Origin of the sequence: Nocardia grenadensis, from assembly GCF_050942415.1 — a bacterium.
GTDB classification, from domain to species: domain Bacteria; phylum Actinomycetota; class Actinomycetes; order Mycobacteriales; family Mycobacteriaceae; genus Nocardia; species Nocardia grenadensis.
On the sequence record NZ_CP192054.1, the window covers coordinates 2,235,612 to 2,259,013 of the forward strand.

The following is a 23,402-nucleotide window of genomic DNA, read 5'->3' on the forward strand; positions in this document are numbered from 1 at the left end:
GTGCCGGTGCCGGCGGTGGCGACCGGTTGCCGTTATCCGGCGGGTCGTTCCCAGTATGTGGTCGCGTCGTTCAGCAGCCGATGCTGTCCAGCTCGGCCACGTCTTCGTCGGAGAGGATGAGCCCCGCGCCGGTGATGTTCTCGTGCAGATGCGCTGTCGACGATGTGCCGGGAATGAGCAGGATATTCGGTGAGCGTTGCAGCAACCAGGCCAGCGCGACGGACATCGGTGTGGCTCCCAGCCGGGCGGCGACGTTCGAGAGCGTTTCGGATTGCAGTGGTGTGAAACCGCCGAGCGGGAAGAACGGCACGTAGGCGATCTCGTCTGCGGCGAGGCGGTCGATGAGTTCGTCGTCGTGACGGTGGGCGAGGTTGTACATGTTCTGTACGCAGACGACCGGAGCGATGGCTCGCGCTTCCGCGACCTGTTTCGCGGTGGCGTTGCTGACCCCGAGATGACGGATCAGGCCCTGCTGCCGGAGTTCGGCGAGGGTGCCGAATGCCTCGGCGAGCGACTCGGGCCGGGGGCCTTCGGCATCGCCCATGCGCAGATTGACCAGGTCGAGCACTTCGACACCAAGGCGCTGGAGGTTCTCCCGGACCTGCTTGCGTAGGTCTTCGGGCCGCCGGGCCGGGGGCCAGCCGCCTCGGGCGTCACGGTTGGCGCCGACCTTGGTCGCGATGAACAGCGACTCCGGGTAGGGGTGCAGCGCCTCGCGGATGAGCTCGTTGGTGATGTACGGCCCGTAGGCGTCGCTGGTGTCGATATGGGTGATGCCGAGGTCGACGGCCTCGCGCAGCACGGCCAGAGCCGCGTCGTGGTCGGCGGGCGGGCCCATCACCCAGGGCCCCGCGAGTTGCATCGCGCCGTAACCGAACCGGGTGACGGTGGAGTCGCCCAGCGCCCGGGTACCGCCGGGGAGGAAGGTGGGAGGTGTGCGCACGGTGGTGCCTTTCATCGTGTATCGGGATGGCATTCGGGCCTCCCGCACGATTATCGGAGCGATGCTCTATTCCGGGGAGTAGGCACTCGGAAGTGCGTAAGCCACCTACAGGTGCGAGGTGAGGTTCCGGTCGGCCGGCCCTCAGTCCGGGAGCCGGCGCATCTCGAGCACGGTGAGTCCGAGATTGTCGATCCGGGCCAGCACGGCGCGGACTCCGGTCGGATCGGTGACCGCACCCGACAGCACCGTGGTGCCGTGGTCCCGGTCGCCGTCGAGTTCCGGGAAGGCGGCCAGCGCGCGTTCGGAGAGTTCGCCGTCGATGGTGAACTGGTATCGCATCGCCGTCTCCTGACTTCCGGACCGGGTCGACGGCGGTGCCGTCGCAGCGAATTCGAGTGTGCGCCGGTCGCCTGGTGCGGCACATCGTCCGCACCGGGTGAACCCGGCCCGCGTCAGAGCAGGCCGGTGCGGCGCGCCTCCTGCAAGGTTTCCATCCGGGAGCTGGTGCCGAGTTTGGTGTAGATCCCGCGCATATGGGTTTTTACGGTGTTGATGGAAACGCCGAGGTCGTCGGCGATGTGTTGGGTGGTCCGGCCGGAGGGCAGCTGGCGCAGGATCGTCAGCTCCGTCGCGGTGAGCGCGGGATGGTCGGCCCGCCGGCGGGCCTGATGACCGGCGCGCACCGCGTCGGCGAACGCGCTGCGGTGCCCGAAGCAGCCCGCGTAGTAGTCGAGCAGTTCGATGGTGCCCGGAACGTCGAAGAACGGCCGGGTGATCCGGTGGGTGGCGGCGATGCACAGGCCGTTGTCCACGGCTTCGCGGGTCTTGGAATCATTGCCCAGCTGGTGGTGGGCGCGGGCGTAGAGCAGCCACCCGGTCAGCTGGGTGACCGGGTGCAGGTTCGGGGTGGCCGTGAGTAGGGGTTCCACCTGGAGCACCACACCATGATGGTTACCGGAGGCCGCGGTGAGGGCGGCGCCGGACAGGACGGTATCGGGGGTGCGGCCCAGTACGGTGCGGGCGCGGTCGGTGAGATGCTGGGCGGTGGCGGTTTCCCCGGCCTCCAGCAGTGCCCATACCGCGGCGCCGACCAGGCCCCCGCTGAGCGCGGGCGGTGGATCGGCGTCGAGCAGCCGGCCGATACTGCGACGCAGCCGTTCCGCGGCGGCGCCCCGGTCGGCCGAATGCCGGCAGTCCAGCAGACTGCCCACCACATGCGGGAGCCAGCCGGCCACCGGCCCCGGCGTACCGTCACGCCGGATGTGCTCGGCGCACAGGATCCGGATATGCCCGGGCTGCGGTTCGATGCCCTGCAGGTAGGCGCCGTAGGCCTCCAGGGCGGTGGCGTGCACGGTTTCCGGCAGATCCAGCAGATCGTGGTCGCGGGCGATGGCGCAGGCCCGTTCGGCGCGCTGGCGCATGGTCGTGATGGATCCGGCCAGGCCCGCGGTGACCGCGAGCCGGGTCACCGCGATGAGCCGGAGCCGGGGGTGACAGCGGGAGCGTGTGCGGCTCAACGCGATCCGTAATCGTTCCTCGCCGCGGGCCAGTTCGCCGCGCAACGCCAGTGCCGTCCCGGTGGTCACCGCGAGGTAGCCGTCGAGATCGGGCCGGTCGGCGGGCGGCATCCGGTCGGGGAACACGCCGGTTTCGGTGGCGCTGCCCGTCGCCACCGCCAGTTCCGCGTCCACTGCGGTGGTCAGTGCCTCGAGCCGGTGCGGCCCGGCCAGCGAGAGCGGGTCGTCATCGGCGAGCAGCCGGGCACTGTCGCGGTAGGCCTGCGCCGAACCGCTGTCCCCATGTAGCAACGCATCGGTGACCTGCAGCAACCGCAGATACGGATCGGCCAGGACATCGGGGGCGGTATCGGCCAGCGAATCGAACAGTGCCGCACCGTCGCCGGCGAACACCAGGGCCAGCGCGTGTTCGGCGAGGAAGCCGGCCAACGGCCGGTGATCGGCCACCGTGAGCAGATGGGGCAGCGCGGCGCGCAGTTCCCCGGCCGACATCAGCTGACGCGCGGCGCGCAGCCGCAGATCCGAGCACAGATCGGATCCGAGACGGTTCGCTTCGGCGAGGAAGTACGCGCGCAACATCGGATGGTAGGTGTGCCACACCTTGCCGCACCGCGTCAGCGAGGTCATCGGGAAGTTGATCCGGTCCAGTTCGTAGAGACAGTGCGCCGAACCACCGCCCACCATGGCGTCGGCGAGTTCCTCGGTGAACTCCTCGGCGATGCTGGTGCAGGTCAGGAACTGGCGCAGCGCGGGGGAGAGGGTGTCGATGAGTTCGCCCACCAGCAGGTCGGTGAACGCGTGCGGCGGCCGGGCGAGCGCGGTCAGGGCGTCGCGGTGCGCGCCGTTGTGGGCGGCGAGGTAGATCGCCGCGATCCGGACCAGCGCGGCCCAGCCCTGAGTGAGCGACATCAGGGTGCCCAGCGACTCCGGGTCCAACGCGCAACCGTGCTCGGCGCACAGCCCGGCGGCCTCCTCCGGCGATAATGCCAGGTCCGGGCCGTTCCACCTGGTCAGACGGGAATGCAGTTCCAGTAGATGCCACCGGATCGGGGGCTCGAACCGGGCGCACACCACGGTCGTCACCGTCGGCGGCGCGTACTGCAGGAAGTATTCGAGCCCGGCCAGCGCGAGCGGGTCGGTGATCAGGTGGGCATCGTCGATCACCAGGACGGTGGGCGTGGAATCGTCGGCGAGCGCGGCGATCACCGCCTCGGCCTCACCGACTCCCGCCGCGGGCTGTCCGGCGCCCGGACCGGAACTGCCCAGACGGGCGCGCAACTCCGCCCACAGCGCGGTCTGCTCACGGATCGTGACCCAGGCGATCCGCGTGTCGTGATGGGAACGTGGCAGCCGGTGCGCGGCCCAGTCCGCGACGGCCACGGTTTTGCCGATCCCCACCGCGCCGCAGATCAGCAGGACCTCGCCGTTGCCGCGGTCGGCCACGGCATCCAGCACCGAGTGCAATCGTGGCCGGAACACCGGTGTGAAGGGCAGCACCGGGATGGGCGAGCGGGCCCGGGCCCGTGATACCGAGCGACCCGTCAGATCCAGTGTTGGCGAAGTGGTCACGGTGCCTCCCGAAGACGTCGTCCGAAACAGCACTAGCACGCACTCGGCCGCAGCCTACCGGAGCCGCGAGGGCTCCCAGCGGGTCGTGAACCAACCTGTTACCAGGGCGTATCCGGTCGAAATCATCCGCATCGGGTGAGCCGGGTGGCCCGGCGCCAGCCATAGCGTGGACCCGTCGCCGGCACCGGAAACCCGATATCCGAAAGCGAGCGAGGTGGGCCATGTCCTTCTGGGAAGCGCTCTGGCTGATCGTGGTGAGTTTCGCGTTGGTCGCCTATCTGCTGCTGATCGTGCTGCCGCTACTGACCTCCGTGGTGTACTCGATCGTGCGCGGCCGGGGGATGATCGACCGCGCGTCCGCGGACGCCGAGCAGGTCGGGGCGGCGCAGCGAAAGTCCATCCAGCAGACCGCCGGGATCAGTCCGGCCGCCCAGATCTCCGAGGCGAAGCGGCTGCCGGCCGAGGGCATGGTCACCGGGAGTGAATTCGAACGGCTCGAGGCCAAGGCCATGTCGTGACCGGAACCACTGCGAGCTCCGGCGATCCCGGATCGGAGGCCGCCGGACCCGCCCCGGAGGATGTGGGATCGATACCCGAGGAGCCGGGACCGGCACCGGAGGGCGCGGCGGGACGCGAAGGCGCCGGGCGGGCACCGAAGGGGGCGGCGGCGCAGTGGGCGATCCCGCGAGGCCTGATCGTGCTGCTCGTCGCGGCGGCCACGGTGGTGGCCGTCACCGGTGCGAAGGCGTTCTCCGGAGTGCTCGGCCCGGTGTTCCTGGCATTGATGTTCGCCATCGCGGCCCAGCCCATCCAGACCCGGCTGCAGCACCGCGGCGCACCGGCGTGGGCGGGCATGCTCGCGGCCCTGGCGGTGGTGTATCTGGTGCTCCTGGGCCTGGTCGGCGCGATGGCATTGTCGGCCGCCCAGCTGGCGACCGCGCTGCCGGACTATTCCGACCAGTTCTCCGCGCTGTTCGATCAGGTCCGCTCGCTGTTGGAACGGTTCGATGTGGATCAGGACCGGGTACAGCAGGCGTTGAGCGGTTTCGACTTCGGCAAACTGGTCGAAGTGCTCGAGGGCGCGTTGCGCGAACTCGCCGGCGTTTTCTCGAACCTGCTGTTCGTGCTGGCCCTGCTGCTGTTCATGGCGTTCGACGGGATGACCATCGGCCGCCGGATGACCGTGGTGGCCGGAATGCGGCCCGATATCTCGCACGCGCTGAATACCTTCGCCGCCGGTACCCGTAAATACCTGATCGTCTCGACGGTGTTCGGGCTCATCGTGGCGGTGCTCGACGGTGTGGCGCTGTGGTTGCTCGCGGTCCCGTTCCCGGTGCTGTGGGGACTGTTGTCGTTCATCACCAACTACATTCCGAACATCGGATTCGTGATCGGGCTGATCCCGCCCGCGCTGCTGGCCCTGCTCGACGGCGGTTTCTCGCGGATGGTGTGGGTGATCGTGCTCTACTGCGTGTTCAACGTGGTGGTGCAGTCGGTGATCCAGCCGAAGTTCGTGGGCGACGCGGTCGGTCTGAGTGTCACGGTCACCTTCCTCTCCCTGGTGTTCTGGTCCTGGGTGCTGGGCGCGCTCGGGGCGCTGCTGGCCATTCCGCTCACCCTGCTGGCCAAGGCGCTGCTGCTCGATATCGATCCCTCGACGCGGTGGATGGACGTGCTGATCAGTGATCGGGCGCCCGCCGCCGAACCGGACGACGAGGCACCGGCCGAAGGCCCGGCGCCGTGAACCGGGTTTCACCCGCGACGGGTGAGGTGAACCCCGCGCGCCCACGCGAGAGTCGACGCACACCTGCGCGCGGAAGGAGTGGAGATGACTACTGCACGGGAGCCGATGACGAGCACCTCCGGCCGGTCCCCGGTACGACAGGGCGTCGCGGCCGGTACCTCGGTCGCCGCGGCGATTCTGCTGCTGACCGTCGGCGCACTGTCGGTACTGGAAGGGATCGCCGCCGTCGCCGAGGACGAACTGTTCGTCGTCGGCGTGAACTACTCCTACGAATTCGATATCACGACCTGGGGCTGGATCCATCTCGTCCTCGGGATAGTGCTCATCATCAGCGCGCTCGGCCTGCTGACGGGGACGGCGTGGGGTCGCGGCCTGGCGATCGGTATCGCCGCGCTCTCGATCCTGGCGAATTTCCTGTGGCTGCCGTACTACCCGTGGTGGTCGGTCCTGATCATTGCCCTGAACATCGTGGTGATCTGGGCGATCGCGACCTGGCGGCCGCAGACCTGAGCCCCGCGCGTGGTGGTCCTGGGTGATCTGCTTCCGTTGGCGGTGGGGGTGGCGATCTCACCGATTCCGATCGTGATCGCCATCCTGATGATCCTGTCGAAAAACGCGTCCGCGGCAGCGGGCGGTTTCGCCACCGGCTGGACCGCGGGCATCCTGCTCGCCACCGTCGTCTTCGCCGTACTCGCCGCCGCGATCGGGTTGTCCGCCGACTCCGCGCCCGGTGCGGCCGCGGCGTGGGTGCGGATCGTGCTGGGACTGCTGTTGCTGGCGGTGGCTCTCGTACAGTGGCGACGCCGTGCCGATACCGCCCCACCAGGGTGGATGCGGAGTGTCGATTCGCTGACCGCCGGGAAGGCGGTCCTGCTCGGCGCCGCTCTCGTGGCGGTCAACCCGAAGAATCTGCTGCTGTGCGTATCGGCGGGGGTGGCGGTGGGGGCGAGTGGGTCGGCGGTGGGCGCGCAGATCGTGGCCGTGGTCGTGTTCACGGTGCTCGCCGCGGCCAGTGTGCTCGGCGTCGTGGTCGGGTACGCCGTCGCGGCGGATCGGTTGCGCGGTGTGCTGGACCGCAGCCAGGTCTGGCTCGAAGCCAACAACCATGTGGTCATGGCGATGATGCTGCTGGTGATGGGCGCCGTCGTCCTGGGCAAGGGGATCGGTGGCCTGTGACGGATTCGGCGACCTCGGGATCCGGGCCCACATCCACTTCCGCACGGGGTCGTGCGATCCCCGGGTGCGATGAGCGGGCAGTTCACCCGCCGTAGGTGATACAGCGGGCGGCCGCCGCTGCCTAGCGTGGATATTCCGGTGCGCCGACACCGCCGTTCCCGTGCGGCCCCGGGCGCGCGATTGCGGAAGGTGACCGCACCGGAAACCGAGAGCCGGCCGACAGATCGCGAGGTAACGATGACCACGGAACTGGACTTCGACGACACCGCCGACTTCGGCAACGCGACCCGCGGATTCATGGCCGAACTCGATCCGCCGGTGGTGACGGCCGCGGACGGCTCGGTGGTCTACGACATCGGCGCCTACGAATTCCTCGACGGTGATTGCCCGGACACCGCGCACCCCAGCCTGTGGCGACAGGGACAACTGTGTAGCAAACAGGGCCTGTTCGAGGTGACCGCGGGCATCTACCAGGTCCGCAACCTGGACCTGTCGAATATGACGCTGGTCGAGGGTCGCGACGGTGTCATCGTGATCGATCCCCTGCTGTCGGAGGAGACCGCCGCCGCGGGCCTGGCCCTGTACCGCGCGCAACGCGGTGACCGGCCGGTCACCGGCATGATCTACACACATTCGCACGCGGACCATTTCGCCGGCGCGCGGGCGGCGGTGCCGGCCGGTCATCCGCCGGTGCCCATCCTGGCGCCCGCCGGATTCCTGGAACACGCGGTGAGCGAGAATGTCTACGTCGGTAATGCCATGAACCGCCGGGCCGTCTTCATGTACGGGGCGGCGCTCCCGAAGGCGCCCGACGGCCAGATCGGGGCCGGACTGGGGATGACGACCTCCACCGGGACCATCACCCTGATCCCGCCCACCGTCGATATCACGCATACCGGGCAGGAAGAGGAGGTCGACGGGGTCCGGATGGTGTTCCAGCTGACCCCTGGCACCGAGGCCCCGGCCGAGATGAACTTCCTGTTCCCCGATCGGCGCGCGCTCTGTATGGCCGAGAACGCGACCCACAATATGCACAATGTGCTGACCCTGCGCGGCGCGGTGGTCCGCGATTCCCGCGTGTGGGCACAGTATCTCGACGAGGCCATCGCCTGGTTCGGCGACAAGGCCGATGTGGCGTTCGCCTCGCACCACTGGCCCACCTGGGGGCGGGAGCGCTGGACGGCGTGGCTGGCGAACCAGCGCGATATGTACGCCTACCTCCACGATCAGACGCTGCGCCTGACCAATGCGGGCTACACCGGGCCGGAGATCGCCGAACGGTTCGAATTCCCGCCCGAGCTCGACCGGGTCTGGTCCAACCGCGGCTACTACGGTTCCACCAGCCATAACGTCAAAGCGATCTACCAGCGATACATGGGCTGGTACGACGGTAATCCGGCGCATCTGTGGGAGCATCCGCCGGTCGCGCTGGCGCAGCGGTATGTGGCCGACTACGGCGGGATCGAGGCGCTCGTCGCCAAGGGCCGGGAGTACGCCGACGCCGGTGATCTCCGGTTCGCGGCGACCCTGCTCAACCACGCCGTATTCGCCGAACCCGGCCACGAGGACGCCAAGGAGACACTGGCCCGGGTCTACGACCGGCTCGGCCATGGCGCCGAGAACGGCACCTGGCGCAACTTCTATCTGACGGGCGCCCAGGAACTGCGGAAGGGCCCGACCCCGACCCCGATCCAATCGGCGAGCCCCGAGATGATGACCGCGTTGACGCCGGAGATGATCATCGACTCCCTCGCGGTCCGGATCGACGGCCTGCGCGCCGCCGCGACCGGATTCACCATGGACTGGGAACTGACCGACGAGGACATCGTCCACCGCATCACCCTGTCCCACGGCGCGCTCACCCACCGCACCCCCACACCCGAGGCGCCCGCCGTCGGGCCCGCGGACCTCACGCTGACGCTGACCAAGCGACAACTACTGAACGCGGTGAGCGGTAAAGGTTTCGAGGGCGTGACGATCACCGGTGACCGGAGCCTGCTCGACACGTTCATCGGGTTGCTGGATGTTCCGGATCCGCAGTTCCCGATCGTCACGCCCTGAGCCGCGGCGCTACTGCCGGAACCGGTGTCCCATACCCGGTTCGGTCAGCAGATGCCGTGGACGGGACGGGTCGTCTTCGAGTTTGCGCCGCAATTGGGCCATATAGACGCGGAGGTAGTGGGTTTCGGTCTGATAGGCCGGCCCCCACACCTCGCGCAGCAGCTCGGAGCGGCCCACCAATTTGCCGCGATTGCGTACCAACATCTCCAGCACCCCCCACTCGGTGGGGGTCAGATGCACCTCGATGCCGCCCTTGAGGACCTTCTTCGCCGACAGGTCGACGGTGAACGAATCGGTCACCACCACCGGCTCGTCGGTTTCGGCCGAGGCCGCCGCGCGCCGCAGGGCGGCGCGCAACCGGGCCAGGAACTCGTCCATGCCGAACGGTTTGGTGATGTAGTCGTCGGCGCCGGCGTCGAGGGCGTCCACCTTGTCGGCCGAATCGGTGCGGGCGGAGAGCACGATCACCGGCACCCGGGACCAGCCTCGCAACCCGGCCAGCACCTCGATACCGTCGATATCGGGCAACCCGAGGTCGAGGACCACCACGTCGGGCCGGCGTTCGGTGGCCGCGCGGAGCGCGCCCGCGCCGGTGGACGCGGTGACCACCTCGTATCCGCGCACCGACAGATTGATCCGCATGGCGCGCAGGATCTGCGGTTCGTCGTCCACCACGAGGACGGTCGCGTCCGCGGCCGGTCCGGCATCCTGCTCCGGGGGAGTTTTCATCGCCGCACCTCCGTCGCCGGTATGTCCTCGTCGACGTTACCGGGCGCGACCGCCAGGTCGACGGTGACCGTCAGCCCACCCCCGGGGGTGTCGGTGGCGGTGACGACGCCGCCCATGGCGACCGCGAACCCCCGCACCACCGAGAGCCCGAGCCCCAGCCCGCTGGTGTTGTCCCGGTCGCCCAGCTGCTGGAACTGATCGAACACCCGCTCGGAATCGATGCCGGGCAGACCGGGTCCATGATCGACGACCCGGACGATCACCCGCCCGTCGGCCGTGGTGGCATCCACCTTCACCGGGGAGCCCGCGCCATAGCGCAGCGCGTTGTCGATCAGATTGGCCAGGATGCGCTCCAGCAGGTCGGCGTCGGCCCGTACCGCCACCGCCCCCACCTGGACCGTCACCCGGTCGAGGGAACCGCGGCGGGCCCCACGCGGGCTGACCCCCACGCTGACCAGCGCCCGGTGCACGACTTCGTCCAGGTACACCGGCTGTATCCGCGGCCGCACCACGCCGGCTGCCAGCCGTGACGAATCGAGCAGGTTGCCGACCAGCGAGGTGAGCTGATCCGCCGATTCCTCCACGGTGGCCAGGAGTTCGGCGCGGTCCTCGGGGGAGAACTCGACATCGTCGGAGCGCAGGCTCGACACGGCGGCCTTGACCGCGGCCAGCGGAGTGCGCAGATCGTGGCTCACCGCGGAGAGCAGATCACGCCGCAACCGGTCGGCCTCCGCGAGCGCGGCCGCCTGATTGGCCTCCTCGGTGAGCTGCTGCCGCTGGACGAGTCCCACGGCCTGGTTGGCGACCGCTTCCAGGACGCGCCGGTCCCGGGCGCGCAGGGTCGGTCCACCCAGGAGCAGCCAGTAGTCGCCGTCGCTCACTTCCACCGCGGTGTCGGCGGTATCGGCGCGTTCGGGCGGGTCGGTGCCCACCGCGGCGATCACCCCGTCGGTGTGGTGCCGCAGACTTACCGCCCGCTGGGCGTAGGTCCGGCGCAGGCGGTCCAGCAGCGCGGTCAGATCGGCGCCGCGCAGTACCGAGCCCGCGAACAGGGTCAGCAGTTCGGCTTCCCGGGATGCCTGACCGGCCTGTTCGGCCCGCCGGGCGGCGGTATCGACGAGGATCGCCACCGCGACCGCGACGACCAGCAGCAGCACCGCGGGCAGGAAACTGTTCGGTTCCTGAATGGTGACGCTGTAGCGCGGATCGGTGAACAGGACGTTGAGCAGCAGCCCGGCGAGCAGCGCGGCGGCGATCGCCGGCAGGACGCCGCCGAACAGGGCGACAGCCAGCACCGCGACGAAGTACAGCGCGCTTTCGCTCACCAGATCGAGGTAGCGGTCGAGCCAGGACGCGAGCAGTGCCGAGATCGCCGAGGGCACCACGAACGCGGCGACCCAGGCCGCTGTCCGGCGCGTCCGGGGCCGCGGCCGCCGCCGGCGGCGCCGACGGCCGGCCGCCTCGTGGGTCACCATGTGCACGTCGATCTTGCCGGAGCGCTGCACCACCTCCGCACCGATGCCCTCGTCCACCATCCGCGCCCAGCGGGAGCGGCGGGAGGTGCCCACTACCAGCTGGGTCGCATTGACGGTGCGCGCGAAATCGAGCAGGGCGGCGGGCACCTCGTCACCAACCACCGTGTGCAGTTCGGCGCCCAGATGGGCGGCGAGTTCCCGAACCGACGCCATCTGCGGCGCCGCCACACCGGTCAACCCGTCGCCGCGGACCACATGGAGGACGAGCAGTTCGGCACTGGACTTGGCCGCGATCCGCGCGGCCCGCCGGACCAGCGTCTCCGATTCCCGGCCGCCGGTGACCGCCACGACCACTCGCTCCCGGGTCTCCCAGGTATCGGTGATCCGGTGGTCGGCGCGATACTTCGCGAGAGCCGCGTCCACCTGGTCGGCCAGCCAGAGCAGCGCCAGCTCGCGTAGCGCGGTGAGGTTGCCGCGCCGGAAGTAGTGGGCGAGTGCGGCATCGGCCTGGTCCGGTGCGTAGACATTGCCGAGGCCGATCCGCCGCTGCAGTGCCTCCGGGGCGATATCGACCAGTTCGATCTGGTCGGCGGCGCGGACCACCGAGTCCGGTACGGTCTCGCGCTGGACGACGCCGGTGATCTGCTCGACCACATCGTTGAGGCCCTCCAGATGCTGGATGTTGACCGTCGAGACCACATCGATCCCGGCGGCCAGCAACTCCTGCACATCCTCGTAGCGTTTACGGTTGCGGCTGCCCGGGGTGTTGGTGTGGGCCAGTTCGTCCACCAGCACCAGTTCGGGTCGCCGCCGCAGGACCGCGTCCACATCCAGTTCGTACTGCACCGTCCCGCGATAGGGAATCGCGATGCGGGGCAGTTGCTCGAGGCCCTCGAGCAGTTCCGCGGTCTGCGCGCGCCCGTGTGTCTCGACGATCGCGGCCACCACGTCCTGGCCGCGGTCGAGCCGGCGATGTGCCTCGCCGAGCATCGCATACGTTTTCCCGACCCCGGGGGCCGCGCCGAGATAGATGCGCAGCTCACCCGGGGTGCGGTCGGGTGTCGTGCTCACGTCGGCATCATGTCATCCCACACTCCGATCACGCGCCGTCCGCGGCGGGAGCGGGATAGCGGCGGTCCAGGTCGAGATTGAGTTCGAGCACGTTCACCCGGGGTTCACCGAGGAATCCCAGGTCGCGGCCCGCCGTATGCGCCGCCACCACCTCGCGCACCGCCGCCGGATCGACGCCCCGGGCCGCAGCGACCCGGCGCACCTGGATATCGGCGTAGGCGGGGGAGATGTGCGGGTCCAGACCGCTGCCGCTGCCGGTCACCGCGTCGGCGGGGACCGCCGGTTCCGCGGGAGCGTCCCCGGCCACCGGCACGATCCGCCCGGCCGAGTAGTCCTCGCCGTAGCGGGCGCATTCGATCCGGACGCCCTGGTACTCGGTCGCGAACACCGCCGGTGCGGCGCCGGGGCGGGTGGGGCAGGGTTCGTTGACGCTGACCACTCGTTCGGGTGTCACCGTCCCGTCGTGATGGAAAGTGCCCAGCACGGCCAGAACCGCGCCGACACCGCCCGGGGTACAGAACGGTCGTGCCCCGTCCACGTTCTCCCGCGCGCCGATCTCCCGGCTCCGGGTACACACCCGAGTCAGCAGGCTCGGCGCGAAACCGGCTGTTTCCGGATCGTCGCCGGCGGCGAGCAAGGCCGGGTCGGCGGGCGTATCGACCACATCTTCCGGGCCGAGATTGCTCCCGCCGGAAGCCAGTCCGTCGTAGCCGGCGCCGGCCGCCGACGGCCTGCTCTGGAAGTACCACGCGATGGGCGCGCCGTCGGCGTCGGTGAACGACTGGCCGATCAGCGAGCTGCCGACGACGCGGCCGTCGGTTTCGATGAGTGAACCGTCGGCTTTGTCGCGCAGGCCGGGCAACTGCCCGACCGCCCAGACCCCGGCCGGATAGAGCAGACCGGTCACCAGGGTCAGCACCAGGAGGGCGCGCAGCGCCGCCAGATGCTGACGGATCAGATCGGAGAGAGGCATATCAGGACATCCCGGGCAGATAGTGGACGATCAGGTCGATGAGCTTGATCCCGAGGAACGGCGCGACGATCCCACCCAGCCCGTAGACCGACAGGTTGCGGGTCAGCAGACTCGACGCGCTCCCGGGTGTGTACCGCACACCGCGCAGGGCCAGCGGTATCAGCGCCACGATGACCAGCGCGTTGAAGATCACCGCCGACAGGATCGCCGATTGTGGACTGGCCAGGCGCATGACGTTCAGCAGGTCGAGACCGGGGAACAGCCCGACGAACAGGGCCGGGATGATCGCGAAGTACTTCGCGATATCGTTGGCGATCGAGAAGGTGGTCAGTGCCCCGCGCGTGATGAGCAGCTGTTTGCCGATCTCCACGATCTCGATCAGCTTGGTGGGGTCGGAATCCAGATCCACCATGTTCCCGGCTTCTTTGGCCGCCGAGGTCCCGGTGTTCATGGCGACCCCGACATCGGCCTGGGCCAGGGCCGGGGCGTCATTGGTACCGTCCCCGGTCATGGCGACCAGCCGCCCGCCCGCCTGCTCGCGTTTGATCAGTTCCAGTTTGTCCTCCGGCGTGGCCTCGGCGAGGAAATCGTCCACCCCGGCCTCGTCGGCGATGGCCCCCGCGGTCCGCGGATTGTCCCCGGTGATCATGACGGTGCGGATACCCATCCGGCGCATTTCGTCGAACCGTTCCCGCATGCCCTGCTTCACGACGTCCTTCAGATGGATGACGCCGAGCACACGGGCATCACCGTCGAGGACCTCGCCGACCACCAGGGGGGTACCGCCCGCCGCGGAGATACCGTCGACCACGGTGCCCAGTTCGACGGGCACTGTGCCGCCCCGGCTGCGGATCCAGTCGGATACCGAATTGGCCGCACCTTTGCGGAGCTGATGGGAATCCACATCCACACCGGACATCCGGGTGGTCGCGCTGAACGGAACCCACTGCGCGTGGGCGAGTTCGCCGGGCGTGCGTTCCCGTAGGCCGTGCGCATTCTTGGCGTAGACCACGATCGACCGGCCCTCCGGGGTCTCGTCGGCGAGGCTGGACAGCTGCGCCGCGTCGGCCAGCCGGGCGGCGTCCACCCCGGTGAGGGGGATGAAATCCGCAGCCTGCCGGTTGCCGAGGGTGATCGTGCCGGTCTTGTCCAGCAGCAGGGTGTTCACATCCCCGGCCGCCTCGACCGCGCGACCGGACATGGCCAGCACATTGCGCTGGACCAGCCGGTCCATTCCCGCGATACCGATGGCCGAGAGCAGGGCGCCGATGGTGGTGGGGATCAGGCACACCAGCAGCGAGACCAACACGATCCCGGTGACCCCGTGGGCGCCCAGCGCCAGCCCGTCGGGCACCCCAGGGTTACCGGCCTTCGAGTAGATCGCCAGCGGCTGCAGTGTCACCACCGCGACCACGAAGATGATGGTGAGAGCCGCCAGCAGGATGTTGAGCGCGATCTCGTTGGGCGTCTTCTGCCGGGCCGCGCCCTCCACCAGGGCGATCATCTTGTCGATGAAGCTCTGCCCCGGTTCCTGGGTGATCCGGACGACGATACGGTCCGACAGCACCGTGGTCCCGCCGGTGACCGCGGACCGGTCGCCGCCGGATTCCCGGATCACCGGCGCGGATTCGCCGGTGATGGCGGATTCGTCCACCGAGGCGATTCCCTCGACCACGTCCCCGTCGCCCGGGACGACCTGTCCCGCTTCGATCACGACATGATCGCCGCGCCGCAACTCCGGCGCCGGGATCGGCTCTTCGGTAAGGGGTCCGCCCGGCGTCCACTCGCGCAGCCGCCGGGCGACGGTATCGGCCTTGGCCTTGCGCAGGGTGTCGGCCTGCGCCTTGCCGCGGCCTTCGGCGACCGCCTCGGCCAGGTTGGCGAAGACCACCGTCAGCCACAGCCACGCCACGACGGCCCAGCCGAAGAAGGTGGGCTCCGCGATCGTGAGCACGGTCGCCCAGACGGCGCCGATCTCCACGATGAACATCACCGGATTGCGCCAGAGTGTCCGGGGGTCGAGTTTCCGCAGCGCCTGGGGCAGCGATCTCAGCAACATCCGCGGGGCCGGCAGACCACCACGAACCGCTTTGTTCGTGGACTTCGGACCTGCCGAACCGGGTGATTCGAGCGTGTGGGTGGACATCAGTGGTGGAGCCCCTCCGCGAGCGGCCCGAGCGCCAGCGCGGGCAGGAAGGTGAGCGCGACCAGGATCAGCGTGACGCCGACAACCAGGCCGACGAACTGTGGTCGATGGGTGGGCAGTGTCCCGTCGGATTCCGGTGTGCTGCCCTGGCGGACGAGCGAACCGGCCAACGCGAGTACCAGGATCATCGGTAGGAAGCGGCCGAAGAGCATGGCCAGGCCGAGCGCGGTGTTGAACCAGTCCGTGTTGCCGGACAGGCCGGCGAACGCCGACCCGTTGTTGTTACCGGCCGAGGTGAACGCGTAGAGCACCTCGGAAAGTCCGTGCGGCCCGGAGTTCAGCATGGACTCGCGCGGTCCGGGCAGCGCCATGGACACGGCGGTGCCGGTCAGCACGATCACCGGCGTGACGAGGAAGTATCCCGCGGCGAGCTTGATCTCGCGGGGTGTGATCTTCTTGCCGAGATACTCCGGTGTCCGCCCGACCATCAGCCCGGCGACGAAGACGGTGATCACCGCCAGGACGAGCAACCCGTACAGCCCGGACCCTACGCCGCCCGGCGCGACCTCGCCCAACTGCATGTTGAACAGGAGAACCATGCCGCCGAGGCCGGTGTAGGAGTCGTGCATGGAATCGACGGCTCCGGTGGAGGTGAGCGTGGTGGCGCCGGCGAAGGTCGCCGAATTCGCCACGCCGAAGCGTTGTTCGACGCCCTCGGTCGCCGCTCCGACCGCGGCCGGCACGGTGCCGTGGTGCTGGAGCTGGAACACATTGACCAATCCGATGCTCAGCAGTGCGAGCACGGCCATCACGGCGGTGACGGCGTAACCTTGCCGCGGACTGCCGACCAGGCGCCCGAAGGCGCGCGGCAGCGAGAAGGCGATGACCATGAGCAGGAAGATCTCCAGCCAGTTGGTCCAGGTGGCCGGGTTCTCGAAGGGATGAGCCGCGTTGGCGTTGTAGAAACCGCCACCGTTGGTACCCAGATTCTTGATCGCCTCCTGGCTCGCGACCGGCCCGCCCGGCAGCGTCTGCGGTGCGCCGCCGAGCGTAGTGGCCACCTGATCGTGCAGGCGTAGATTCTGGATCACGCCGCCCGCGATCAGCGCCACGGCCGATACGGTCGCGAGGGGTAGCAGGATGCGCAGGGTGCCGCGCACCAGGTCGACCCAGAAGTTCCCCAGGGTTCCGGTGCGCGACCGGGCGAATCCACGAACGAACGCCATCGCCACGGCCATACCGACCGCGCCCGAGACGAAATTCTGGACCGAGAGTCCGCCCGCCTGCGCTATATGACCGAGGGTCGATTCGCCCGCATAGTTCTGCCAGTTGGTGTTGGTGACGAAACTGACCGCCGTATTCCAGGCCAGGGCTGCGGTCATCGGTGTGCCCGGGCCGGCGGGCACGAGCGGCAATCTGTCCTGCACCAGGAGCAGGAAGTACAGGAACAGCAGGCCGATCGCGGAGAAGGCGAGCACGCTGCGGGCGTACCCACCCCAGGTCTGTTCACGGTCGGGATCGGCGCCGATGAGCCGGTAGATCCCCCGTTCGACGCGGGAATGCCCGGTGCGGGTGTAGACGCGATATATGTAGTCCCCGAGGGGCACGTGCACCAGAGCCAGCGCGATCACCAGGGCGGCGACGAACAGCAGCCCGGCGGTGGTGGTACTCACTCAGAACCTCTCGGGGAACAGCAGGGCGGCCATCAGGAACGCGGTTACCGCAACGGCCAGGACCAACCCCACGGCATTGACGATGTTCACAGGCGCTCCACCATTCGCTGCACGAATCCGAGCACACCGAACACCGCGACCGTGACCACGAGAAAGGTCAGGATCGACACTTCCGCCTCCGTTCCGAAAACCTGGGGCAGCGCGATACGGCCGATCGGCCGCTGCTGCCGAACCGGATCGAAATTACGAGCCGCGCGGTCTGTGGTCCGCACACATTGACGGGTCCTTTACGGGCCGCGTGCCTGCATTGACGCCTTTTTTGCGCTTGTCGGCTGCCTGATGTGTCGTGTGTCGCTACGGTCGTTGTCTCTTGGGGAACTGTTGTGTTCCGCTATGTGTGTCGCCACCGGCAAGCCGGCCACCGAACGATCGAACTCGCTACCGAGGGGTGCTTCCTACCCGGTCCAACGCGGGCAGGGCGGTCTGTGAAGTCTATGAGCAGCGGTATCCGCGAATCCGTCCGCGACACGGCACCGCGGGCGCACGCTGTAGAGGAAGCGTATGTGTTCGCCACGCCCCGTCTGATCGGATCTGCCCCGGCACGGACAACGGAGGATCGCCCATGCACCCGTACGCCTACCAACCGTTCGAACTCGTCCAGGCCGTCATCCTGGCCGTGCGGTGCGTCCTGCACGTGTATTCGTCGGGCACCCCGTGCGTCCCCGTCCGATGACGCCGGGAGCGCGGCGGGCCTGCCGCTTCCGGCCGGGAAGCGGCAGGCCCGCCGCGCGCGGTCTCAGTAGCAGTCGGTCGGTTCGCCCACCTTGACCACCGACAGCACGGCGTCGCCTTCGCCGATCGGTGTGCCGGGCGCCGGTCTCTGCGAGACCACCACCCAGTTGCGGTCCACCACCTGGGACCGGCCCCGGCCGGTGGCGTCCTCGCTCCGGGAGTAGAAGACCCCGGCCGTCTGGATGAGGTCCTGTGCCGCCTGCAGATTCATACACACGACCGAGGGCATCGGTACGCGGGCCGCGGTATTCGCGACCGTGGGCGCCGCGGCCGATTGTGGCGCGGGCGCGGTGAGTGTGACGGTGGTGATCCGGACCGGCACGGCCGACGCGACAGCCGTGTAGGACGCCGTATCCGGTTCGGGGGAACCACAGGCGACGAGTACCGCCGCGGCCGCCGTGATCACGCATACGCAGAGTGTCTTCATGAGCATCCTCTCGACCTTCGATTAAGTGGTGTGAATCACTCGCAGATCGATCGGCTATCGATAGTTGTTACGCGCGGCGGGAATCGGTGATGTGGTCGTGGGGGCCGGAGAGAGCGAAAGGCCGGACCCGCCGACTGGCGGATCCGGCCCCGAGGAACTCGAGTCCCGCGAATTACACTGCGGCGGCCGCGAACCCGGTCCGCAGATCGGCGAGGATGTCCTCGATCCCTTCGATCCCCACCGCCAGGCGCACCAGCCCCGGCGTGACACCCGAGCTGAGCTGCTCGTCCGGGGTCAGCTGGGAGTGGGTGGTCGAGGCGGGATGGATGACCAGCGAACGGACATCGCCGATATTGGCGACATGGCTGTGCAGGGTCAGCGCGTCCACGAACTTCTTGCCCGCGTCGACACCGCCGGCCAGTTCGAAACCGACGACCGCACCGGCGCCCTTGGGCGCCAACTGCTTACCCCGCTCGTACCAGGAGGAGGACGGCAGTCCCGCGTAGGACACCGAGGTGACCTCCGGCCGCTCGGTGAGGAATTCGGCGACCGCCTGCGCGTTCTGGACGTGCCGTTCCATCCGTAGGCTCAGCGTCTCCAGGCCCTGGCTGATCAGGAACGCGTTGAACGGTGCGATCGCGGTACCGAGGTCGCGCAGCAGTTGGACGCGCGCCTTGAGCGCGAAGGCCGGAGCGCCGAGGTCGGCGAACACGGCGCCGTGGTAGCTCGGGTCGGGTTCGGTGAAGCCCGGGAAGCGGGGGCCGTCGGCGCCGCGGACCGTCCAGTCGAAGGTGCCGCCGTCGACGATCACACCCGCGATCGCGGCACCGTGGCCGCCGAGGTACTTGGTCGCCGAATGGACGACGATATCGGCGCCGTGCGCGAGGGGCTGGATCAGATACGGGGTCGCGACCGTGTTGTCCACGATCAACGGCAGGCCCGCGCCGTGCGCGACCTCGGCGATACCGGGAATGTCGAAGATGTGGTTCTGCGGGTTGGATATCGTCTCGCCGTAGAAGGCCTTGGTGTTCGGCCGGATCGCGGCACGCCACTGGTCGAGATCGTCGGGATCCTCGACGAAGGACACCTCGATACCCAGTTTGGGCAGCGTGTAGTGGAACAGGTTGTAGGTGCCGCCGTAGAGCCGGGGGCTGGAGACGATGTGGTCACCGGCGCCGGCGATGTTCAGGATCGCCAGAGTCTCCGCCGCCTGCCCCGAGGACAGCAGCAGCGCCGCGACCCCGCCTTCGAGCGCCGCGATCCGCTGTTCGACCGCATCCTGGGTCGGGTTCATGATCCGGGTGTAGATATTGCCCGGCTCCGCCAGCCCGAACAGCGCCGCGGCGTGCGCCGTGTCGCGGAAGGTGTAGGAGGTGGTCTGGTAGATCGGGAGGGCCCGGGCGTTGGTGCTCGCGTCGGGGTCCTGGCCGACGTGGATCTGCTTGGTCTCGAAGCTCCAACCGGCGGACGGATCGGCCGGCGGGGTGGTTTCGGTCATCGCTGAGTTCTCCTGTAGGTGAGGAACGGGACGAGCGCGCCGGACACAGCGAATGTGCCACAGGCAGCACGCTTTTCCGGCCTGCCGCGGCCGGATGCGCCGCTGCGGCTCGTTCACGCTAGGGGTGGCCCTCGGAAATGGCCACGGTTTTATTCGCGCAGATTCCAATCATGCCGTGGTGGCGGGCCCCGCGCGCTGCTTTCCGCCGTTCGGGCCGGTGCGCTCATCCGGCCGCGACGCCGCGCGGGGCGTACATGATGATCGCGACTCCGGCCAGGCAGAACAGTGCCCCGGTGATATCCCAGCGATCCGGCCGGAATCCGTCGAGTGCCATGGCCCAGAGCAGCGAGCCGGCGACGAACACCCCGCCGTACGCGGCGAGGATCCGGCCGAAGTTCGCGTCGGGTTGCAGGGTGGCGACGAATCCGTACAGCCCCAGCGCGATCACGCCCCCGCCGATCCAGGCCCAGCCGCGATGTTCGCGCACACCCTGCCACACCAGCCAGGCGCCGCCGATCTCGGCGAGGGCGGCGACAGCGAACAGCAGGATCGACCGGATAACGCTCATGGGAGCCGAGCCTACGAGACCCTCGGGCACACCGGACGGGCCGTGGGTGGGCACCGTGAGCGGTAGCGCGGGACGAACACCGTACAGCACCATCCGGACAGTGCGTCGCCGGCGGATGTGGCCGTCCCCATATCGTGCTCCGGGTAGCCGATTTCGCCTGAATCCGGTGATCAAGTCCGGTCGGTGTGCAGGTGGGCGGTTTCTGCGAGGCGGAGCAGGGTGCGGTTGCGCCAGTAGTCGTCGAGGCGTAGATGGGTGATCGCGCCCGGTGCCGTCGCGAAGGAGGCGAAACCGACTGCGTCGACCGGTATCTGCATCCAGCTGGTGATGACGAAGGTGAGTGCGTATCCGTGCGTGACCACGACATGATCGTGGCCGATATCGGTCATCAACTCACGGGTGCAGGCGCCGACCCGGGTGGCGACCTCGCGCCGGGTTTCGGCACCACGGATGGGGCCGCGGTGGTCGAGTCTGTCGTGGTCCGGTGCGGGGACCTGTCGCTGTGCGAGCCACTCGTTCGGCCGGCCTTCGGCTTCGCCGAAGCTGATCTCGCGCAGACGCGGATCTGTGGCGACCGGGGCGCCGAGCGTCGCCCCGAGGATTCCCGCGGTTTCGGCACACCGGAGCAGGTCGGAGGTTGTGACTCGAATAGGCCGTGACGGGTCGCTGCGGCGTCGGAGCTCGTCGGCGATCGAATGTGCATCCAGTCGACCGGCCGCGGTCAGGCGGGAGTTGTGCCAGCCGCCGACCAGATCGGCTTCGGTGTGTTCTGCGTGCGGGTGGCTCACCACGTAGAAGTTCTGCATGTCTCCTCGGAGAGATCCGGTGTGTGCGGCGGTTACGGCGTCGAATTAGTCGATACAACTATCTCCCGGCTCGCGCCGATCCCTGCATCCGCTGCCGGATGGCGTCGGAGATCACAAGCGAACCACCGGTGGGGCGGCCGATCATCACCGCGCTCGGTCGGTGTCCGTCCGCGCTCCGCAGAAGAAAGGGGGAAGACAAAAGTATATATCTGTCTTACTGTCGATACATGTTGGCAGATACGTTTCATGATCGGGTCCGGTTCGAATTGCGCTCCGGTGACACCTGGCGCGAGCCCTGGTCCATGTACGCGGCGCTGCGCGATCACGATCCGGTGCACCGCGTCGTCCCCGCGGACCGCCCGGACAACGACTACTGGGTACTCACCCGGCACGAACACGTGTATGCCGCCGCCCGGGACACCGGCGCCTTCTCCTCGGGCGCGGGGCTGACGGTGGAATACGGTGAGCTCGAACAGATCGGGCTCACCGGAAACCCGCCGATGGTGATGCAGGATCCGCCCGAGCACACCGAGTTCCGCAAACTGGTCGCCCGCGGCTTCACCCCGCGTCAGGTCACCGAGGTGGAACCGGTGGTGCGCCGGTTCGTCCGGGATCGGCTGGACCGGCTGGCCACCGACGGTGGCGGCGATATCGTGGCCGACCTGTTCAAACCGCTGCCGACCATGGTGGTCGCGCACTATCTCGGGGTTCCAGAGGAGGACCGTTCCCGTTTCGACGGCTGGACCGACGCCGTGGTCGCGGCCGGTACCCAGCGCACGGCGGACGCGCAGGCCGCGTCGATGGAGATGCTGGGTTATTTCGCCGAGCTGATCAAACGCCGGCGTACCGATCCGGGCGACGATACGGTGTCGCTGCTCGTCCAGGCCGGTATCGGGGCCGACGACGCCGATGTGGACGGCCTGGTCCAGATCCTGGCCTACACCTGGACCATGGTCGCCGGCGGTAACGACACCACCACTGGCCTGCTCGGCGGGGCGGTGCAACTGTTGCAGCGCTACCCGGAGCAGCGCGCGGCGCTGGCCACCGATCCGGAGGGCATCCAGACGGCGATCGAGGAGTTCGCCCGGCTCACTTCTCCGGTACAGGGTTTGGCCCGGACCACCACCCGTCCGGTGGAGTTGGACGGCGTGACGATTCCCGCGGGCCGTAAGGTGCTGCTCGTGTACGGCTCGGCGAATCGCGACGAACGGGTCTTCGGCGCCGATGCCGCCGAACTCGATATCGAGCGCAACCCACAGCGCATCATGACCTTCGGCCACGGACCGCATCACTGCCTGGGCGCGGCCGCGGCCCGTATGCAGGCGCGGGTGGCATTGGAGGAACTGCTGGCGCGTTTCCCGGACCACCACGTCGATATCGACGCGGTCACCTACGCCCCCGGACCGTACGTCCGGCGGCCGACCAGCGTGCCCTTCCGGTGCGCGGCGTGACCGATCGGGGCACTGCGCCGCTGCTCCGGATCCGCGCCGTCAACGCGTCCCGCGCGCTGAACGGTGACCGGAGACCCGGCGCCGGACTCGCCGGAGCCGTGCGATGACGGACTGGCTGGCCGGCGGGCGGACCGAACTGGCCGCGGAACGGATTCTCGACGCGGTACGTGCCCTGGTCATAGACAAGGGCGCCGGCACGGTCGGCATGGCCGAGGTGGCCGAGGCGGCGGGCTGTTCGCGGGCGACGCTCTACCGCTACTTCGCCAACCGGCAGGCGTTGTATGTAGCCTTCGCCGGCCGGGAGGCCACCCAGCTCCTTGCCCGGATCTGGCGCGACCGGCGGCTGGACGGCCCGGACCGGGCCGAACTCCTGCTCGACGGGATGACCGCCACCCTGGCCGAGGCACGGAGAACCCCGCATCTGGCCGTCTGGTTCGAACCCGCGAACGCCGGAATCGTGGCGCGACTGTCGGATTCCTCGGAGGTGATCGACGAACTGGTCGCGGTCTTCGTCACGCGTTTGCGCCCGGATCTGTCCGCGGCGGCGGCGGATCGGCTGGGCCGGTGGGCGGTCCGGGTGATGATCTCCCTGCTGACGCTGCCACCCGCCACCGCGGACGAGGAGCGCGCCCTGCTGCGCGATTTCCTGCTTCCGTTCCTGCTGGGCACGGCTCCGGCGGCCGGAGACCCGGCCGCACCCGGGACGGCGACCGGCCGGTGCTGATTTCGGGTAACTCGCGACCCGGGTTCGCCGTAGGGACAGACGACGAACGAACCGGTCGC

The 23,402-nt window shown here is 68.8% G+C and carries 21 protein-coding genes; 7 read left to right on the top strand and 14 right to left on the bottom strand.

The window, feature by feature from the left end:
• Positions 1 to 70 precede the first annotated feature (70 nt).
• From ACQPYS_RS10180 to ACQPYS_RS10190, 3 genes are all read right to left on the bottom strand, one after another.
• Entirely contained in the window at positions 71 to 943 is an 873-nt protein-coding gene (locus tag ACQPYS_RS10180) for an aldo/keto reductase family oxidoreductase (protein ID WP_433492395.1), read from the bottom strand.
• A 141-nt stretch (positions 944 to 1,084) separates the two neighbouring features.
• Positions 1,085 to 1,282, bottom strand: coding sequence for a hypothetical protein (locus tag ACQPYS_RS10185; RefSeq protein ID WP_030519143.1), 198 nt, complete (start codon positions 1,280 to 1,282; stop codon positions 1,085 to 1,087).
• A gap of 113 nt (positions 1,283 to 1,395) precedes the next feature.
• Positions 1,396 to 4,029, bottom strand: a complete 2,634-nt coding sequence (locus ACQPYS_RS10190; protein WP_433492396.1) for a LuxR C-terminal-related transcriptional regulator — start codon at positions 4,027 to 4,029, stop codon at positions 1,396 to 1,398.
• A gap of 221 nt (positions 4,030 to 4,250) precedes the next feature.
• Between ACQPYS_RS10190 and ACQPYS_RS10195 the strand changes: the two genes are divergently transcribed.
• The 5 genes from ACQPYS_RS10195 to ACQPYS_RS10215 all read left to right on the top strand — a co-directional run bounded on the left by ACQPYS_RS10195 (position 4,251) and on the right by ACQPYS_RS10215 (position 9,010).
• Complete coding sequence (locus ACQPYS_RS10195) at positions 4,251 to 4,547, top strand: hypothetical protein (protein ID WP_433492397.1); 297 nt, start codon at positions 4,251 to 4,253, stop codon at positions 4,545 to 4,547.
• Between the two features lie 161 nt (positions 4,548 to 4,708).
• The gene (locus ACQPYS_RS10200; protein ID WP_433493017.1) at positions 4,709 to 5,773 is read left to right on the top strand and encodes an AI-2E family transporter; all 1,065 of its coding nucleotides are present in this window, start codon (positions 4,709 to 4,711) and stop codon (positions 5,771 to 5,773) included.
• 84 nt (positions 5,774 to 5,857) lie between these two features.
• A complete protein-coding gene (locus ACQPYS_RS10205) occupies positions 5,858 to 6,283 on the top strand; it encodes a DUF7144 family membrane protein (protein WP_063036313.1) in 426 nt (141 codons plus the stop codon).
• 9 nt (positions 6,284 to 6,292) lie between these two features.
• On the top strand, positions 6,293 to 6,949 hold the full coding sequence (locus ACQPYS_RS10210; RefSeq protein ID WP_433492398.1) for a GAP family protein: 657 nt from the start codon (positions 6,293 to 6,295) through the stop codon (positions 6,947 to 6,949).
• Between the two features lie 237 nt (positions 6,950 to 7,186).
• Positions 7,187 to 9,010: an alkyl/aryl-sulfatase gene (locus ACQPYS_RS10215; protein WP_433492399.1), complete on the top strand. Its 1,824-nt coding sequence runs from the start codon at positions 7,187 to 7,189 to the stop codon at positions 9,008 to 9,010.
• Positions 9,011 to 9,019: 9 nt separating this feature from the next.
• Here the strand turns inward: ACQPYS_RS10215 and ACQPYS_RS10220 are convergent, their stop codons facing one another.
• From ACQPYS_RS10220 to ACQPYS_RS10270, 11 genes are all read right to left on the bottom strand, one after another.
• A complete protein-coding gene (locus tag ACQPYS_RS10220; protein ID WP_063036002.1) occupies positions 9,020 to 9,739 on the bottom strand; it encodes a response regulator in 720 nt (239 codons plus the stop codon).
• Positions 9,736 to 12,285: an ATP-binding protein gene (locus tag ACQPYS_RS10225; RefSeq protein ID WP_433492400.1), complete on the bottom strand. Its 2,550-nt coding sequence runs from the start codon at positions 12,283 to 12,285 to the stop codon at positions 9,736 to 9,738. The genes ACQPYS_RS10220 and ACQPYS_RS10225 overlap by 4 nt, the downstream gene beginning before the upstream one ends.
• Before the next feature lie 28 nt (positions 12,286 to 12,313).
• Positions 12,314 to 13,258, bottom strand: a complete 945-nt coding sequence (locus tag ACQPYS_RS10230) for a potassium-transporting ATPase subunit C (RefSeq protein WP_433492401.1) — start codon at positions 13,256 to 13,258, stop codon at positions 12,314 to 12,316.
• A gap of 1 nt (position 13,259) precedes the next feature.
• Positions 13,260 to 15,404: a potassium-transporting ATPase subunit KdpB gene (kdpB, locus tag ACQPYS_RS10235; protein ID WP_433492402.1), complete on the bottom strand. Its 2,145-nt coding sequence runs from the start codon at positions 15,402 to 15,404 to the stop codon at positions 13,260 to 13,262.
• On the bottom strand, positions 15,404 to 17,077 hold the full coding sequence (gene kdpA / locus ACQPYS_RS10240; protein ID WP_433492403.1) for a potassium-transporting ATPase subunit KdpA: 1,674 nt from the start codon (positions 17,075 to 17,077) through the stop codon (positions 15,404 to 15,406). Before kdpA ends, kdpB begins: the two co-directional genes overlap by 1 nt.
• Positions 17,078 to 17,167 (bottom strand): potassium-transporting ATPase subunit F, encoded by a 90-nt coding sequence (locus ACQPYS_RS10245; RefSeq protein ID WP_433492404.1) that lies wholly within the window; start codon positions 17,165 to 17,167, stop codon positions 17,078 to 17,080.
• Positions 17,164 to 17,349 carry a hypothetical protein gene (locus ACQPYS_RS10250; protein WP_063036008.1) on the bottom strand — a complete coding sequence of 62 codons (186 nt, stop codon included), beginning with the start codon at positions 17,347 to 17,349 and terminating at the stop codon, positions 17,164 to 17,166. The genes ACQPYS_RS10245 and ACQPYS_RS10250 overlap by 4 nt, the downstream gene beginning before the upstream one ends.
• 524 nt (positions 17,350 to 17,873) lie before the next feature.
• Entirely contained in the window at positions 17,874 to 18,302 is a 429-nt protein-coding gene (locus ACQPYS_RS10255) for a hypothetical protein (RefSeq protein WP_433492405.1), read from the bottom strand.
• A 166-nt stretch (positions 18,303 to 18,468) separates the two neighbouring features.
• Entirely contained in the window at positions 18,469 to 19,794 is a 1,326-nt protein-coding gene (locus ACQPYS_RS10260) for a bifunctional o-acetylhomoserine/o-acetylserine sulfhydrylase (protein WP_063036009.1), read from the bottom strand.
• 223 nt (positions 19,795 to 20,017) lie between these two features.
• The gene (locus ACQPYS_RS10265) at positions 20,018 to 20,362 is read right to left on the bottom strand and encodes a YnfA family protein (protein WP_063036010.1); all 345 of its coding nucleotides are present in this window, start codon (positions 20,360 to 20,362) and stop codon (positions 20,018 to 20,020) included.
• A 170-nt stretch (positions 20,363 to 20,532) separates the two neighbouring features.
• A complete protein-coding gene (locus ACQPYS_RS10270) occupies positions 20,533 to 21,168 on the bottom strand; it encodes a histidine phosphatase family protein (protein WP_431941433.1) in 636 nt (211 codons plus the stop codon).
• A gap of 227 nt (positions 21,169 to 21,395) precedes the next feature.
• Between ACQPYS_RS10270 and ACQPYS_RS10275 the strand changes: the two genes are divergently transcribed.
• Together ACQPYS_RS10275 and ACQPYS_RS10280 are read left to right on the top strand one after the other, a co-directional pair.
• Complete coding sequence (locus ACQPYS_RS10275; protein ID WP_433492406.1) at positions 21,396 to 22,619, top strand: cytochrome P450; 1,224 nt, start codon at positions 21,396 to 21,398, stop codon at positions 22,617 to 22,619.
• A 103-nt stretch (positions 22,620 to 22,722) separates the two neighbouring features.
• Complete coding sequence (locus tag ACQPYS_RS10280) at positions 22,723 to 23,343, top strand: TetR/AcrR family transcriptional regulator (protein ID WP_433492407.1); 621 nt, start codon at positions 22,723 to 22,725, stop codon at positions 23,341 to 23,343.
• Positions 23,344 to 23,402: the final 59 nt, after the last annotated feature.